Below are 16,522 nucleotides of genomic sequence, written 5' to 3' on the forward strand. Positions count from 1 at the left end.
CCGGGCGGGTACGTACTTTCGCATGACGCCCCAGCGCCCCGCCCCCGTGCGCCCCACCCCCGAACGCCCCGCCCCCGTGGTTCCGCCGCCGCCCACCGCCACCTACCGGCTCCAGCTCCAGCCGGACTTCCCCTTCGCGGCCGCCGCGCGCGCCGTGCCGTACCTCGCGTCGCTCGGCGTCTCGCATCTGCACCTGTCGCCGGTCCTGGAGGCGGTGCCCGGATCGACGCACGGGTACGACGTCGTGGACCACGCGCGCGTACGCGCGGAGCTGGGCGGCGAGGACGGGCTCAGGGCGCTCGCGGACACGGCGCACGCGGCCGGGCTCGGCCTGGTCGTGGACATCGTGCCGAACCACATGGCCGCGGCGCCGCGCCACAACCGGGCCCTGTGGGAGGTCCTGCGCGAGGGACCGCACTCCTCCTATGCGCGCTGGTTCGACATCGACTGGGAGGCGGGCGGCGGCAAGGTGCTCCTTCCGGTGCTCGGGAACCGGCTCGGCGGCGAGCTGGCGCGGCTGCGGGTCGAGGACGGGGCGCTGCGCTACCACGACCAGGTGTTCCCACTGCGCGAAGGCACCGAGGAGTTGCCGCTGCCGCGCCTGCTCGACGCCCAGTGGTACCGCCTGGCCTGGTGGCGGCTGGCCCGCACGGAGATCAACTACCGCCGTTTCTTCACCATTTCGGACCTCATCGCCGTACGCGTGGAGGATCCGGAGGTGTTCGACGCGACGCACGCCACGGTCCTGCGGCTGCTCGACGAGGGCGTGGTGGAGGGCCTGCGCGTCGACCATCCCGACGGCCTGGCCGACCCCGGGGCGTATCTCCAGCGGCTGCACGAGGCGACGGGCGGGCGCTGGACGGCCGTCGAGAAGATCCTGGCCGACGGCGAGCGGCTGCCCGCGGCCTGGCCCGTGGCGGGCACCACCGGCTACGACGCGCTCCGGCACGTCGACGGGGTGCTCACCGACGAGGCGGGCGCGGACGAGCTCCTGGCGCAGTTCCGCAGGTTCGCGGCCCCGCCCGCCGACCGCGGCGGCGACTGGGCCGCGACGCTGCGGCGCGCCGCGTACAAGGTGGTCACGCACGAGCTGGCGGCCGAGGTGGACCGGCTCACGCGCGAGGCGGACGCGCTGTGCGCGGCGGACCCGGCCCTGCGCGACCACGCGCCGTGGGCGCTGCGGACGGCGCTGCGGGAGCTGCTCGTGCGCCTGGAGGTCTACCGTCCGTACGCCACCGGGGGCGCCGCTCCCGAGACGGTCCTGACGGCCGGGGCCGCCGAGGAGGCGAAGGCGGCGTTCGCGGTCCGCGCGGAGGCCGAGGCGGTGGACACGGTGCGGGACCTGCTGCTCGGCAGGCCGCCGGGCGGCGACGGGGCGCGGGAGGGCTTCGGGGCGCCGGAGGCGGTGCGGGCGCGGGCGGCGTTCCGGGCGCGGTTCGGGCAGACGGCCGCCGCGCTGCGCGCCAAGTCGGTGGAGGACACGGCGTTCTACCGGCACGCGCCGCTCCTGTCGGCCGCGGAGGTGGGCGGTTCGCCCGGCAGGCCGGCCGTGGACGTGGCGGAGTTCCACGCGTACTGCGCGCGCGTGCAGCGCGACTGGCCGTACACGGGGACCGTCCTGACGACGCACGACACCAAGCGCAGCGCCGATGTGCGGGCGGGCATCGGCGTGCTCGCGCAGGCGCCCGCGCGGTGGACGGGGCTGCTCGCCGAGGTGACCCGGCAGACCGCGCTTGCGGGCGGGCGGCGGGCGCCCGATCCCCAACTGGAGTGGGCGGCCTGGCAGACGGCGGTGGGACTCGCGCCGGCCGCGCTGTCCGCGCGGGCCGCCGCGGAGGCCGGGCCCTACGAACAGCGCGTCCAGGGCGCGCTGTTGAAGCACGTGCGGGAGGCCGGCCTGCACACGAGCTGGACGGAGCGCGACGAGGCGTACGAGACGGCGGTGACGGCGTTCCTTCAGGCCGGGCCGTGCGGTCCGCCGCTGCACAGGGTGGTGGAGTTCGCCGCGGAGCTCGCGCCGCACGTCCGCGCGAACGTGCTGGGCGGCGCGCTGCTGCACCTGACGATGCCCGGGGTGCCCGACCTCTATCAGGGCACGGAACGCGAGTACCGCGCCCTGGTCGACCCGGACAACCGGCACCCGGTGTCCTTCGAGCCGGAGTTGCTGGAGGGTCTTGCCGGGCGCCGGGGCTCCTGGGACCTCTCCGACGAGAAGCTGGCGGTGACGGTGGCGGCGCTGGGGCTGCGGGCGCGACGGCCGGAACTATTCGGTGGCGCGGGCCAGTACGAGCCACTGGCGGCCGTGGGGCCGGGGGCCGGGCACTGTCTCGCCTACGCCCGCTCCGGGAGCGTGGTGGTGGTCGTGACACGGCTTTCGCTGCGGCTCGCGGACGCGGGCGGCTGGGCCGACACCGGGCTCGGCCTGCCCGACGGCGCCTGGACCGATCTGCTCACCCCGGGGCGGAAGTTCAGCGGGCACACGCGCGTGGCGGAGCTGTTCGCGGAGCTGCCGGTGGTGCTCCTGGAGCGGGTCTGAGACGACCGGGCTGTAGCGGGTCTGAGACGACCGGCGGGAGGGGCCGGGCCGGACCCGGCGCGGTGGACCGGTGCGTTCTTTGCGCGGGCCCTGGGGAGCTCGGGTCCGGAGTGCTTGACACCTGAACCGTCGCGTGGCGTACTGCGGATTGCGTCAGTGGGCGACCGGGCGGGGGTGAGTCAACTGGCGGAAAACCGCTATCCCTCTGTTCCCGAACTCTTTCTGACGGCTCGGGAGCTTGCGGCCCACCGTCCGGAGCTGAGCACGCTGCGGCGGGTCGGCACCTCGCGCGCGGGCCGGCCCCTCCATCTGCTGTCCGTGGGCCACTCCCCGCGCGCGGTGCTCGTGGTCGCGGGTGCCCACGCCAACGAGCCCACCGGCGGCTCCACCCTCCTCGCGCTCGCCGAGCGGTCATTGCTCGACCCGCGGCTGCGGGACGACACCTCCTGGCACTTCCTGCTGTGCGCGGACCCGGACGGCGCGAGCCTGCACCGCACCCCGGCGCCGCGCACCCTGCTCGACTACCACCGGCACTTCTTCCGCCCGGCGGGCCCCGAGCAGCCCGAGTGGTCGCCGTCGGTGCTGCCGCCGGACCGGCTGCCGCCCGAGACCCGCGCCCTGACCGGCGTCATCGACGAGCTGCGGCCCTACCTGCAGGTGTCCCTGCACTGCACCGACCTGGGCGGCAGCTGGGTGCAGCTCACCCGGGACATCCCGGGGCTCGCCGAGCCGTTCGCCAAGTCGGCGGCGCGGCACGGCATTCCGGTGGAGACGGGCGCCTCGGACGCGGCCGGGTGGCCGGTGTCCGGGCCCGGCGTGCACGTGCTGCCGGGGCCGGGGTCGGCGGCGGCGTACCCGAGCCTGCCGGAGGACGCCCGGCACACGACGTGGCACCACGCGCACCGCCACGGCGGCACGACCGCCATCGTGGAGGTGCCGATGTGGGCGAGCGACACGGTGGGCGACGTCGCCGCGCACCCCGCTCCGGGGACGGCGATGCGGTCCTTCGCGGCCCGGCTGCGGCACGACGCGCGGCTGGTCCAGGACGTGCTCGAGGACGCGCTGCCCAGGCTGCCGCGCGCCCACGGGCCGCTGCTGCGGGCGGCCGAGTGGGCGCTCGACCTGGTGCCGGGGCTCGCCGACGACTGGGAGCGGCTGCCGCCCGCGGGCACGTCGATGGCGTACATCGGGAGCGTGGACGCCTTCGGCCGCCGGCTGCCGCTGCGGGCGGCGGCGATGCTGCTGCGGGTGCTCGACGACGCGGACGACCGGGCGGCGCCGCGGCTCGACCGCCTGGTGACGCGGTGGAGCGAGGAGTTCGCCGAACGGTTCGAGGCGCGCTGGGTGCCGCTGGAGCACCAGGTGGAACACCAGGCGGGCACGGCGGTGGCGGCGGCCCGGCACGCGCGCGGGGCGCTGCGCTGAGCGGTGGCGGCTGCCTGGGCTGCGGTGCTACGACGCTTCACGGGGCCGGGCTCAAGCCGCCCACCGGCAGCGGCAGCGGCAGCGGCAGCGGCAGCGGCAGCGGCAGCGGCAGCGGCAGCGGCAGCGGTGCAACGACGCCTTACGGGGCCGGATTCACGCCGCCTGCAGGGCCCGGCTCACCGCCCGCAGGGGCCTCGCTCAAGCCGCCCGCGGAACCTCGCCCAGGCCGCCCGCAGGGCCTCGCTCAGGCCGCCGCCAGGCAGAACGCCACCTGTCCGAAGGACACCTGGTCGCCGGCCTGGACCACGGCCGCTCCGATGACTCTGCGGCCGTTCACCGACGTGCCGTTGGTCGAGCCGAGGTCGCGCAGCACCCACATGCCGCCCTGCAGGCTCAGCTCGGCGTGCACGCGCGAGACGGTGTCGTGGCTGAGCCGCAGGCCGTTGGCCGGGTCGCGGCCGATGCGCAGCGGATACGTGCCGGGCGCGGGGAGCAGCAGCTTCGGCAGCCGCTCGGACTGCCAGGCCCTGCGCAGCTTGACCGTGAACCCGGAGACCGCACCGACCGTCCCGAGCACCATCCGCGACCAGCGGCTCTCCGTGCGCAGGTCGGCGGTGAGCGCGGCCAGTTCGTCCCGCCGCCGGGCCGCGAGGGCGAGCTCCATGCGGCGTACGAACGTGTCGTGGGAGAGGCGGCCGAGTGCCGCGCCCTCTCTGAGCACCGCCAGGGCCCGCTCGCGCTCGGCGTCGGTGAGCCGTGCCGCGTTCGTGTCGAACTCGGAGGACGGCGAAGAAGGCGAGGTCACGCCCGCAATTGTCGGCCAGGTCGGGCCGGGTGTCCAGAAAACGCCGAGCTCCCCCCCCGGGCCCGCCCCGGGCTCACCCTTAGCGCGCCCCCGGGCTCACCCCGAGCGCACCCCTCGCTCACGCCGTGCTCATTCGGGGCGCAGCCACACCGTGGCCAGCGGAGGCAGCGTCAGGCGCAGGCGGTCCGGGCCGTCCTGGGCCGCGTCCGGCTCGGGCTTCAGCGGGCCGGGGTTCCGGACGTCGCCGCCGCCGTAGCGGGCCGCGTCGGTGTTGAGGATCTCCCGCCAGGCGCCGACGGCCCCCGGCACCGCGAGCTGGTAGTCGCGGCGGACCACCGGCGAGAAGTGGGACACCGCGAGCAGCGGCGTGCCGTCCTTGGCGAAGCGCAGGAACGCGAGGACGTTGTCCTGCGCGGCGTCCGCCGTGATCCAGGAGAATCCGGCCGGTGCCGTGTCCTGCTCCCAGAGGGCGGGGGCGGCCCGGTACTCGTGGTTGAGGTCCCGCACCAGCCGCCGCACACCCTCGTGGTCGCCCTTGGCGGGGTAGGAGTCGCCCAGGAGCCACCAGTCGAGGCCGTGTTCCTGCGACCACTCGGCTCCCTGCGCGAACTCCTGGCCCATGAAGAGGAGTTGCTTGCCGGGGTGGGCCCACATGAAGCCCAGGTAGGCGCGGTGGTTGGCGCGCCGCTGCCACCAGTCGCCGGGCATCTTCGAGACCAGCGCCCCCTTGCCGTGCACGACCTCGTCGTGGGAGAGCGGCAGCAGATAGTTCTCGCTGTAGGCGTAGACCATGGCGAAGGTCAGCTCGCCGTGGTGGTACTGGCGGTGCACGGGTTCGTGCCGGATGTACTCCAGGGAGTCGTGCGACCAGCCCATGTTCCACTTCAGCCCGAAGCCGAGCCCCCCGAAACCGCCGGAGCCTCCGGAGCCTCCGGAGCCGGTGAGATGGGTGGCCCGGGTGACTCCGTCCCACGCGGTCGACTCCTCGGCGATGGTGACGACTCCGGGGCAGCGCCGGTACACGGTGGCGTTCATCTCCTGGAGGAAGGAGACGGCGTCCAGGTTCTCCCGGCCGCCGTGCGCGTTGGGCGACCACTGCCCGTCCTCGCGGGAGTAGTCGAGGTAGAGCATGGAAGCGACGGCGTCCACGCGCAGCCCGTCGATGTGGAACTCCTCGCACCAGTAACTGGCGTTGGAGACAAGGAAGTTGCGTACTTCCTTCCGCCCGTAGTCGAAGGTGAGGGTTCCCCAGTCGGGGTGCTCGGCTCGCCGCGGGTCGCTCGGCTCGTAGAGGTGTTCGCCGTCGAACGCCGCCAACGCCCAGTCGTCCTTGGGGAAGTGGGCCGGGACCCAGTCGACGATCACGCCGATGCCCGCCTGGTGCAGGGCGTCGACGAGGCATTTGAAGTCGTCGGGGGTGCCGAGGCGGGCGGTGGGCGCGTAGAAGCCGGTGACCTGGTAGCCCCAGGAGCCGCCGAAGGGGTGCTCGGCGACGGGCATCAGCTCCACGTGCGTGAAGCCCAAGTCGGCTACGTACGAAGGGAGTTGCTCGGCGAGCTGCCGGTATGTGAGACCGGGCCGCCACGACGCGAGGTGCACCTCGTACACGGAGAAGGGCGCCTCGTGCACGGGTACGTCACCGCGCCGCCGCATCCACTCCTCGTCCCCCCACTCGTGGTGCGAGGCGTCGACGACGGACGCGGTGGCGGGCGGCGCCTCGGTCCGGCGGGCCATCGGGTCGGCGCGCAGGGTGTGCGTGCCGTCGGGGCGGGCGATGTCGAACTTGTAGAGGGCGCCCTCGCCGAGCCCGGGGACGAACAGCTCCCAGACCCCGGTCGACCCCAGGGACCGCATGGGGTAGGCGGCCCCGTCCCAGTGGCAGAAGTCGCCGCACACCCGGACACCCCTGGCGTTGGGCGCCCACACCGTGAAGCGTGTGCCGTCGACGCCCTGGTGGGTCATCGGGTGGGCCCCCAGCGCCGTCCACAGCTCCTCGTGCCGTCCCTCGCCGATCAGGTGCAGGTCGAGTTCGCCCAGGGCGGGCAGGAAGCGGTAGGGGTCCTGGAGTTCGGTGTCCCGGCCGTCGTAGGTCACGCGCAGTGTGTACGCGGGGACCGACGCGAGCGGCAGCACGCCCGCGAACAAGCCGTCCCCCACGTCGTCGAGGCGCACGTCCCGTCCTTCGACGACGAGCGTCACGGCCTGCGCGTACGGGCGCAGGACCAGGAACGCCACACCGCCGGGCACCGGATGCGCGCCGAGCAGGGCGTGCGGGTCGTGGTGCGTGCCCGACAGGAGGCGCCGCCGGTCCTCCGCGCCAAGAGGGGGGCTGCGGAGGGTGGCCGCGGGATCAAGAGCGGACGTATCGACGGTGACCACGAAATTCAGCTCTCCTCTGGCCGGGTGGGCCGGACGGGCCGGATGGGGGGTGAAGCGGGGAGTGGAGTCCGTCTCGGCCGCTCAGGGGCCCGCCGCGAGGCGGGCGATCGCCGCCATCGGCACGGGCAGCCAGTCGGGCCGGTGTCTGGCCTCGTACAGCGCCTCGTACACGGCGCGGTCCGTCTCGTGGGCGCGCAGGAGCGCGGCCTCCTCGCGCGGGTCCCACGCCGCCTCGGCGGCGTAGCCCGCGCAGTAGGCGTCCCGGCAGTGCAGCGCCCACTCGGGCCGCCAGGGGCGCCGGGCGTGCGCCGCGTAGTCGAAGGAGCGGAGCATGCCCGCGACATCGCGCACGGGGGCCTGGACCCGGCGCCGTTCGGCGAGCGGGCGGGCCGGTTCGCCCTCGAAGTCGATGACGAACCACTGGTCCCCGGCCCGAAGGACCTGGCCCAGGTGCAGGTCGCCGTGGATGCGCTGGGCGGGCCGGTCCAGGCCGTTCACCGCGACGGCGTCGTACGCGGCCCGCAGCCGGGACACGTACGGAACGAGCGCCGGTACCTGCCGGGCCGCGGCCTCCAGGCGGCCGGTCATCGCGGCGGCGAGCCGGCCGTCGCCGCGCCGGTCCGGCGGGCCCGGCGCGAAGACCTGGGCCAGCGCCACGTGCACTTCGGCGGTGGCGCGCCCCAGTTCGTACGACTCGTCGGTGAAGTCCTCGCCCGTGGCGAGGGATCGCAGCGCCAGGGTCCAGCCGTCCGTCGCCTCGCGCAGGAACGGCTGGAGCACGCCGAGTGTCGTCCCGTGCGGTTCGGTGGTCCAGAACCAGGCCACGGGGGCGGGGACGCGGGCGCAGCCCTCGCCGGCCAGGGCCCGCGGGACCTCCAGGTCCGGGTTGGTGCCGTACTGGATGCGGCGGAACAGCTTCAGGATGAAGGAATCCCCGTACACCAGCGAGGTGTTGGACTGCTCGCCGTCGAGGAGCCGGGGCGCGAGCCCGGCGGGCACCACGGTCCGCGCGTCGCGCGCGAAGCGCAGCGGTCCGGCCGCGCCGGGGACCCGGAGGCGTTCCAGGAGCAGCCCCGCGGAGCGGGGGTCCCGGAGGGCGTCGTACACGCTGAGTCCCGCGAGCGGGCCCCCGCTGGGCCGGCCGATCGCGGCGTGGTGGAGCCGGGCCGGGAGTTCCTCGCGCACGCCGAGGATCAGCTGGTAGCAGTGCTCGGGCGATCCTGCGTGCCCGGTGCGCAGCAGCAGGTGCAGGCATCCCGGGTGCAGCTCGGTCATCGACACCACGGACAACTCGGTGAGCGGCCAGCCCTTGCCCGCGAACCAGCGCTGCTGCGGCAGCCACTCCCGCAGCAGCCCGGACAGGGACGTCAGCAGCAGTGGAGGGCTGAGGCTGCCCTGCGGATGAGGTGCGGTCTTCAGCATGCGACACATCCCTTCATGCGACACATTCCTTCACAGGGGCGCGGGGAGGGCCGGGCGGCGCGGACGGAGGTCGTCGCGCAGCCGGAACCAGTAGAAGCCGTGGCCCGCGAGGGTCAGCAGGTAGGGCAGTTCGCCGATGGCGGGGAAGCGGACGCCGCCGATGAGTTCGACGGGGTGGCGGCCGTTGAAGGTGCGGAGGTCGAGTTCGGTGGGCTGGGCGAAGCGGGAGAAGTTGTGGACGCACAGGACCAGGTCGTCGCCGAGTTCGCGGAGGAAGGCGAGTACGGCGGGGTTGGAGGAGGGGAGTTCGGTGTAGGAGCCGAGGCCGAAGGCGGGGTTCTGCTTGCGGATCTCGATCATCCGCCGGGTCCAGTGCAGCAAGGACGACGGCGAGGACATGGAGGCCTCTACGTTGGTGACCTGGTAGCCGTAGACCGGGTCCATGATGACGGGCAGGTAGAGGCGGCCCGGGTCGCAGGAGGAGAAGCCCGCGTTGCGGTCGGGGGTCCATTGCATGGGGGTGCGTACGGCGTCGCGGTCGCCGAGCCAGATGTTGTCGCCCATGCCGATCTCGTCGCCGTAGTAGAGGATCGGCGAGCCCGGCAGGGAGAGCAGCAGGGCGGTGAAGAGTTCGATCTGCTTGCGGTCGTTGTCCAACAACGACGCCAGGCGGCGGCGGATGCCGATGTTGGCGCGCATGCGCGGGTCCTTGGCGTACTCCGCGTACATGTAGTCGCGTTCTTCGTCGGTGACCATCTCCAGGGTGAGCTCGTCGTGATTGCGCAGGAAGATGCCCCACTGGCAGCCCGACGGAATGGCCGGGGTCTTGGCGAGGACTTCCGAGACCGGGTAGCGCGACTCCCGCCTCACGGCCATGAAGATGCGAGGCATGACAGGGAAGTGGAAGGCCATGTGGCATTCATCGCCACCCTCGGCGAAGTCGCCGAAATAGTCGACGACGTCCTCGGGCCATTGATTGGCTTCCGCCAGGAGCACGGTATCGGGATAGTGCGCGTCGACCTCCGCCCGCACCCGCTTGAGAAAAGCGTGCGAGGCCGGGAGGTTCTCGCAGTTCGTGCCCTCCTCCGCGTACAGATACGGCACGGCGTCCAGGCGGTAACCGTCGACGCCCAGGTCCAGCCAGAACCGCAGAGCGGCAAGGACTTCTTCCTGGACCGCCGGGTTCTCGTAATTCAGATCCGGCTGGTGGGAGAAGAAGCGGTGCCAGTAGTACTGCTTGCGGACGGGGTCGAAGGTCCAGTTGGAGGCTTCGGTGTCGACGAAGATGATGCGGGCGTCGCTGTATTGCTTGTCGTCGTCGGCCCATACGTAGTAGTCGCCGTAGGGGCCGTGGGGGTCGGCGCGCGATGCCTGGAACCAGGGGTGCTGGTCGCTGGTGTGGTTCATGACGAAGTCGATGATCACGCGCATGCCGCGCTGGTGCGCGGAGTCGACGAACTCCACGAAGTCGGCGAGGTCGCCGAACTCGGGCAGCACGGCGGTGTAGTCGGACACGTCGTAGCCGCCGTCGCGCAGCGGGGATTTGAAGAAGGGCGGCAGCCACAGGCAGTCCACGCCGAGCCATTGCAGGTAGTCCAGTTTGGCGGTCAGGCCCTTGAGGTCGCCGATGCCGTCGCCGTTGCTGTCCTGGAAGGAACGCACCAGGACTTCGTAGAAGACGGCGCGTTTGAACCAGTCGGGGTCGCGGTCCCGGGCGGGGGTGTCCTCGAAGGTGTCCTGGACGGGCTCGTTGAAGATCATGGTGTGGGTGACCCTCCGATCAGCGGTGAGGACGGTCGCAGGACCAGCACGTGCGCGGGCGCCCGGCCCGGATCGAGGCGCACGTAGTTGGACCTGCCCCAGTGATAGGTCTCGCCGGTCAGCTCATCTCGCACCGGCACCGACTCGTGCGGGCCGAGCCCGAGCCGCTCCATGTCCAAGGTCACCGTGGCCTCTTGGACGTGGTGCGGATCGAGGTTCACGACCACCAGGACCGTGTCCCGGCCCGCGCGCTTGCTGTAGACGACGACCTCGTCGTTGTCGGCGTGGTGGAAGCGCAGGTTCCTGAGCTGCTGAAGGGCCCGGTGGCCGCGCCTGATCCCGTTGAGCTTGGTGATGAGCGGCGCGAGGGTGCGGCCCTCGCGCTCGGCAGCCGCCCAGTCGCGCGGGCGCAGTTGGTACTTCTCCGAGTCCAGGTACTCCTCGCTGCCCGCGCCGACCGGGGTGTTCTCGCACAGCTCGAACCCGGCGTACATGCCCCAGCTCGGCGCGAGGGTGGCGGCGAGCACGGCACGCACCGCGAACGCCGGTCGCCCGCCCTCCTGGAGGTATCCGGACAGGATGTCCGGCGTGTTCACGAACAGGTTGGGGCGGAGGTAGTGCGCTGTCTCGGTGGACAACTCCCGTAGATAGTCGGTGAGTTCATCCTTGGTGTTGCGCCAGGTGAAGTACGTGTACGACTGCTGGAATCCGGCTTGGGCCAGGGCTCGCATGATCGGGGGCCTGGTGAAGGCCTCGGCCAGGAAGAGTACGTTCGGGTCGGCCGCGGTGACCTCCGCGATCACCCGGTCCCAGAAGGCGACGGGTTTGGTGTGGGGGTTGTCGACGCGGAAGACGCGCACGCCGTGGCCCATCCAGAACCGCAGCAGCCGGATCGTCTCCGCCACCAGACCCGGCAGGTCCCGGTCGAAGGCCAGGGGGTAGATGTCCTGGTACTTCTTCGGCGGGTTCTCCGCGTACGCAATCGAGCCGTCCGCCCGGTGCGCGAACCAGTCCGGATGCTTGTCCACCCACGGGTGGTCCGGGGAGCACTGGAGGGCGAAGTCCAGGGCCACCTCCATGCCCAGGCGCTCCGCCTCGCGCACGAACGCGTCGAAGTCCTCCAGCGTGCCCAGGTCGGGGTGCACGGCGTCGTGGCCGCCCTCGGGCGAGCCGATCGCCCACGGCACGCCCACGTCGTGCGGCCCCGCCGACAGGGCGTTGTTGGGACCCTTGCGGAAGGTCGTGCCGATGGGATGGATCGGCGGCAGATACACGACGTCGAAGCCCATGTCCGCGATCGCAGGCAGCCGCCTGGCCGCCGTGCGGAACGTGCCGGAGACCGGCGGCGCGCCCTCGCGCACCACCGCGCCCTCCGACCGCGGAAAGAACTCGTACCAGGACCCGAACAGCGCCCGCCTGCGCTCCACGAGCAGCGGGAAGGCGTCCGAGCGCGAGACCCGCTCGCGCAGGGGGTACCGCGCGAGCACCGCGTCCACCTCGGGCGTCAGCGCGGCCGCAAGCCGGGCGGCCGGGGACCTCAGCTCGTCCTGCAGCGCCTCCGCGGCCGCCCGCAGGATCTGCCGTGCCGCTCCGTCCGGCGCAGCGGATGCCGCGCGCTCGTAGAGCAGCCCGCCCTCCTCGAGCATCAGTCCCGTGTCCAGGCCGGCCGGAATCTTGATCTCGGCGGCGCGGCGCCACTCCGTCACGGGGTCCGCCCAGGCCTCCACGGCGTACGTCCAGCGCCCCTCCGCGTCCGGCGTGACCGGGGCGCCCCACCGGTCGCTCCCCGGCGACAGCTCACGCATCGGCGTCCACGGCCCGCCCCGGCCGCCGGGGCCGAGCAGCACGACGTTGGCGCCGACCGCCCCGTGCCCCTCGCCGAAGACCGTGGCCGTGACCTGGAAGGTCTCGCCGGGAACCGCCTTCGCCGGGCGCCGGCCGCGGTCGACGACCGGGCAGACGTCCAGGACGGGGATGCCGGGTACGCCGGGCAGGCTGGGTGCGCCGGGTGTGCCGGGCAGGCCGGGTATCGGGCCAGTGTCGGAGCCCGTCTCCGTAGCTGAGGTCATCGGTCTCTCCTCCACCGCTTTCGGGTGGGCGGGACTCCGGCGGGAGTCGCGTCCCGCTCAGTGGCCCTGGGGGTCGCGGGTCGGCCGCGAAGGGCGTGGGGCGGGCCGCGGCCTGCGGGTGGTGCGCGGGCGCAGGTAGCGCTCGGCCGCGTCGGCGGCGGCCCGCGGCGTGCACTCGCCCATCAGCACGCACAGGGTGTACGCGGCGTTCTCGAAGTGCGTGCGTACGACCTGGTCGGCGGGGTCGGCGACCAACTGCCGTTCCCAGGCCCGGTATTGGTCCAGCTGCCGGGCGACCTCGGATTTTGCAGGCAACAGCACCACGCTGGTCACCTTCTCGTTCTTCCGGAAGCGCGCGGCGCACCCGGGTGGTGCGAAACCTCTGCGCGCTCGGCCGAACCGACGCCTCAAACGCTGGTCGACCTTCCCGACTCATGGTGCACGGTCGACCACGCAGCGTCCTGTTGGGCTTTCAACGACCTGGCTCCACCTGGCGCGACCAGGGCTTCGGCCTCTCGTGTTGCGCGAATGGAGTAGTGCTTTCACTCTGTTACTTACTCAGGAGCGATCAACGCTCACGCTTCGTGTTCGGGGTCCGGCCCGTGGGGCCGGGAGGAGCGGGAGCCTCGCCGAGAGGAGCCGAGAGCAATGAACCCCGCGATCCCCTGCTACTACCACCTCGACGTGGACATCACGCCGGAGAGGATCGAGCAGGTCAGGCGCATTCTGGCCGCGCATCTGCGGCACTGGGGGCTGGGGATTCTCGTCGAACACGTCTGCCACTGCACCTGCGTGCTGCTCCGCGCCATCGAGGAGCACGGCACGGACAAGAAGACCTCCGTCGAGATGTGGTGGAACGGGCAGCACCTCATCACCGCCGTGTCGGACAACGACCGCGACGTGCCCCGCCGGCACTACGAGCCGCAGGGCTGCCTGGCGCAGATCGCCGCGCTGAGCGACGGTTGGGGAAGCTGCCCGGGAACCGACGGCAAGATCATCTGGTTCTCGTGCCGTGCCCGGGCCCCCGAGTACGCGCGGCTGGCCCCCACGACGCCCGCGCCCAGCCTGCGCGAGGCGAAGCGGGTGCCGCGCGAGGAGAGCGCGGCCGTGCTGGCCGCCTCGGTCGACGCGGCCGCGTCGACCGGCGCCGCCGCCCTGGTCGCGTCGACGGACACGCGCTGACGGCGACGCGAGGTCGAGCGACACGGCCGATGGCGCCGACGTGAGAGCGCCGGGCCGTGTCGACCGTGGCCCACCAAGGCCCCCGCCCCATCCGTACGGAGGCAGTCGCGTGCGCACCTGGACCGGAAGCCCGTCCCCCCTGGGCGCCACATTCGACGGTGAGGGAACGAACTTCGCCCTGTTCAGCGAGGTCGCCGAGCGCGTCGACCTCGTCCTCATGCACGACGACGGCAGGCACCGGAGCGTCCCCCTCTCCGAGGTCGACGGCTCCGTCTGGCACTGCTACCTGCCGGGTGTCGGCCCGGGGCAGCGCTACGGCTACCGGGTGCACGGCCCCTGGGACCCCGCCGGGGGCCACCGGTGCAACCCCGCCAAGCTGCTGCTCGACCCCTACGCCAGGGCGATCGAGGGGCACCCCGACAACTGGGTCGACGACCCGTCGCTGTTCGAGCGGGCGGCGCGGGGGCCCGAACCGGCCGACAGCGCCGCGCACACCCTGCTCTCGGTGGTGACCGACCCGTCCTTCCCCTGGGAGGGCGACCTGCCGCCCCGGCGGCCGTACGCCGAGACCGTCATCTACGAGGCGCACGTGCGGGGCCTGACCCGCGGGCACCCGGAGGTCCCGCCGGAGCTGCGGGGCACATACGCGGGCCTGGCGACCGAGCCGGTCCTCGACCACCTCACCTCGCTCGGCGTGACCGCCGTCGAACTGATGCCGGTGCACCAGTTCGTACAGGACGGCTTCCTGCGCGACCGCGGCCTGTCCAACTACTGGGGCTACACCTCCATCGGCTTCTTCGCCCCGCACAACGCCTACGCGGCGCACGGCGGCCGCGGCGAGCAGGTCACCGAGTTCAAGTCGATGGTGAAGGCGCTGCACGCGGCCGGGCTCGAAGTGATCCTGGACGTGGTCTACAACCACACGGCGGAGGGCAACGAGCACGGCCCCACCCTCGCCTTCCGCGGCATCGACAACGCCTCGTACTACCGCCTGGACGAGGACGATCCCGCCCGATACTTCGACACCACGGGCACCGGCAACAGCCTGCTGATGCGCCACCCCAACGTGCTGCAACTGGTCATGGACTCGCTGCGGTACTGGGTCACCGACATGCACGTCGACGGCTTCCGCTTCGACCTGGCGGCCACGCTCGCGCGCCAGTTCCACGACGTGGACCGGCTCTCGGCGTTCTTCGACCTGGTCCAGCAGGACCCGGTGGTCGGCCGCGTCAAACTCATCGCCGAGCCGTGGGACGTCGGCGACGGGGGCTATCAGGTCGGCAACTTCCCGCCGCTGTGGTCGGAGTGGAACGGCAAGTACCGGGATTCCGTACGGGACTTCTGGCGCGGCCAGGAGCACTCGCTCGCCGAGTTCGCCTCCCGGCTCACCGGGTCGTCCGACCTCTACCAGCACGATCGCCGCCGGCCGCGCGCCAGCGTCAACTTCGTCACCGCCCACGACGGCTTCACGCTGCGCGACCTCGTGAGTTACGAGACGAAGCACAACGAGGCCAACGGCGAGGGCAACCAGGACGGCGAGAACGACAACCGCTCGTGGAACTGCGGCGTGGAGGGCCCCACCGCCGACCAGCGGGTCCTCGATCTCCGCGGGCGCCAGCAGCGCAACTTCCTCGCCACCCTCATGCTGTCGCAGGGCATCCCGATGCTCGCGCACGGCGACGAGCTGGGGCGCACGCAGCACGGCAACAACAACGCCTACTGCCAGGACAGCGAGATCTCCTGGATCGACTGGGACCTCGACGAGGAGCGGCGCGATCTCGTCGACTTCACCCGGCGCGCCATCGCGCTGCGCGCCGCGCACCCGGTGCTGCGCAGACGCCGCTTCTTCCGCGGCGAGACCCCGACGCACGAGAGCCAGCCGCTGCCCGACCTGGTGTGGCTGCGGCCCGACGCCCGCGAGATGACGGACGCGGACTGGCTGCGGCCCGACGGCCACGCCGTCGGCGTCTTCCTCAACGGCGACGCCATCGCGGAACCCGACTTCCACGGCAGGGCCGTGGTGGACGACTCCTTCCTGCTGCTGCTGAACAGCTTCCGTGAAACGGTGGTCTTCCACCTGCCCGACGGCACGTACGGGGAGCGCTGGACCACCCGGATCGACACCACGGACCCACGGGGCCTCGCGGACGAGACGGAACACAAGGCGGACAGCGACGTCCCTCTCGGACCGCACAGCCTGCTCCTGCTGTCCCGCCCCGCCCGGACGACGCCCTCGACCACGACCGCGACCACCGACATGACCGCGACCACCGAGGAGAGGAAGCCATGGCCGACCAGAAAGCCGTGATGCGCGAGCTGCTCAGGACCGCGGGGCAGACGTACGCGGCGGAGGCGGGCATCAAGTTGGCCGACACCCCCCAGCCGCTCTACCGCACGCTCGTCCTGTCGTGCCTGCTCAGCGCCCGCATCCGGGCGTCCGCGGCGGTGGCAAGCACCCGCGAGCTGTACGAGGCCGGGATGCGCGGCCCACAGGACATGGCCGACGCCACCTGGCAGCAGCGGGTCGACGCGCTGGGACGCGGCGGCTACCGGCGCTACGACGAACGGACGTCGACCCAACTCGGTGACGGCGCCCGGCTCGTGCTCGACGAATGGCGCGGCGACCTGCGCAGGCCCCGGGAGGAGGCCGACGGCGACGCGAAGGTCCTGAAACGGCTGCTGCGTCAGGTGCCGGGCCTCGGCCCCACCGGCGCGGACATCTTCCTGCGCGAAGTGCAGGACGTGTGGCCCGAATACCGCCCATACCTCGACGCCAAGGTGCTGCAGGGAGCGGAGCGCCTCGGTCTGCCGCGGGACGCGTCCGCGCTGACGCGACTCTCGGGGAACGCACGGCCCAGTGTGCTGGCCGCGGCGCTCGTCCGGGCCGCCCTCGACAAGCAGCTGGCGCAGGACTGCCTGGACCGGGCGGCGGGCTAGGGCGGG

General features: G+C 72.6%; 11 protein-coding genes. 5 read left to right on the plus strand and 6 right to left on the minus strand.

Annotation, left to right across the window (positions count from 1 at the left end):
- The first annotated feature begins 22 nt into the window (after positions 1-22).
- Both treY and AC0KTA_RS07900 read left to right on the plus strand, forming a co-directional pair.
- Positions 23-2,536 carry a malto-oligosyltrehalose synthase gene (treY, locus tag AC0KTA_RS07895; protein ID WP_481054396.1) on the plus strand — a complete coding sequence of 838 codons (2,514 nt, stop codon included), beginning with the start codon at positions 23-25 and terminating at the stop codon, positions 2,534-2,536.
- 174 nt (positions 2,537-2,710) lie between these two features.
- Positions 2,711-3,961, plus strand: coding sequence for a M14 family zinc carboxypeptidase (locus AC0KTA_RS07900; protein ID WP_481054397.1), 1,251 nt, complete (start codon positions 2,711-2,713; stop codon positions 3,959-3,961).
- Positions 3,962-4,205: 244 nt separating this feature from the next.
- Here AC0KTA_RS07900 and AC0KTA_RS07905 read toward each other — a convergent pair whose 3' ends face one another.
- The 6 genes from AC0KTA_RS07905 to AC0KTA_RS07930 all read right to left on the minus strand — a co-directional run bounded on the left by AC0KTA_RS07905 (position 4,206) and on the right by AC0KTA_RS07930 (position 12,718).
- A complete protein-coding gene (locus AC0KTA_RS07905; RefSeq protein WP_481054398.1) occupies positions 4,206-4,766 on the minus strand; it encodes an FHA domain-containing protein in 561 nt (186 codons plus the stop codon).
- 129 nt (positions 4,767-4,895) lie between these two features.
- Complete coding sequence (gene glgB / locus AC0KTA_RS07910; RefSeq protein WP_481054399.1) at positions 4,896-7,145, minus strand: 1,4-alpha-glucan branching enzyme; 2,250 nt, start codon at positions 7,143-7,145, stop codon at positions 4,896-4,898.
- A gap of 81 nt (positions 7,146-7,226) precedes the next feature.
- Positions 7,227-8,567 carry a maltokinase N-terminal cap-like domain-containing protein gene (locus AC0KTA_RS07915; protein WP_481054400.1) on the minus strand — a complete coding sequence of 447 codons (1,341 nt, stop codon included), beginning with the start codon at positions 8,565-8,567 and terminating at the stop codon, positions 7,227-7,229.
- A gap of 30 nt (positions 8,568-8,597) precedes the next feature.
- A complete protein-coding gene (gene treS / locus AC0KTA_RS07920) occupies positions 8,598-10,328 on the minus strand; it encodes a maltose alpha-D-glucosyltransferase (RefSeq protein ID WP_481054401.1) in 1,731 nt (576 codons plus the stop codon).
- Positions 10,325-12,397: a maltotransferase domain-containing protein gene (locus AC0KTA_RS07925; protein ID WP_481054402.1), complete on the minus strand. Its 2,073-nt coding sequence runs from the start codon at positions 12,395-12,397 to the stop codon at positions 10,325-10,327. Before AC0KTA_RS07925 ends, treS begins: the two co-directional genes overlap by 4 nt.
- Before the next feature lie 57 nt (positions 12,398-12,454).
- Positions 12,455-12,718: a DUF5133 domain-containing protein gene (locus AC0KTA_RS07930; protein WP_481056349.1), complete on the minus strand. Its 264-nt coding sequence runs from the start codon at positions 12,716-12,718 to the stop codon at positions 12,455-12,457.
- A 327-nt stretch (positions 12,719-13,045) separates the two neighbouring features.
- Here AC0KTA_RS07930 and AC0KTA_RS07935 point away from each other — a divergent pair, with 327 nt between their 5' ends.
- The 3 genes from AC0KTA_RS07935 (at position 13,046) to AC0KTA_RS07945 (ending at position 16,516) form a co-directional block, all read left to right on the plus strand.
- On the plus strand, positions 13,046-13,579 hold the full coding sequence (locus tag AC0KTA_RS07935; protein ID WP_481054403.1) for a pep a2: 534 nt from the start codon (positions 13,046-13,048) through the stop codon (positions 13,577-13,579).
- Between the two features lie 109 nt (positions 13,580-13,688).
- The gene (glgX, locus tag AC0KTA_RS07940) at positions 13,689-15,887 is read left to right on the plus strand and encodes a glycogen debranching protein GlgX (protein ID WP_481054404.1); all 2,199 of its coding nucleotides are present in this window, start codon (positions 13,689-13,691) and stop codon (positions 15,885-15,887) included.
- Positions 15,866-16,516 (plus strand): HhH-GDP family DNA glycosylase, encoded by a 651-nt coding sequence (locus AC0KTA_RS07945; protein ID WP_481054405.1) that lies wholly within the window; start codon positions 15,866-15,868, stop codon positions 16,514-16,516. The genes glgX and AC0KTA_RS07945 overlap by 22 nt, the downstream gene beginning before the upstream one ends.
- The last annotated feature ends 6 nt before the right edge of the window (positions 16,517-16,522 follow it).

The organism is Streptomyces sp. Y309, from assembly GCF_056712025.1.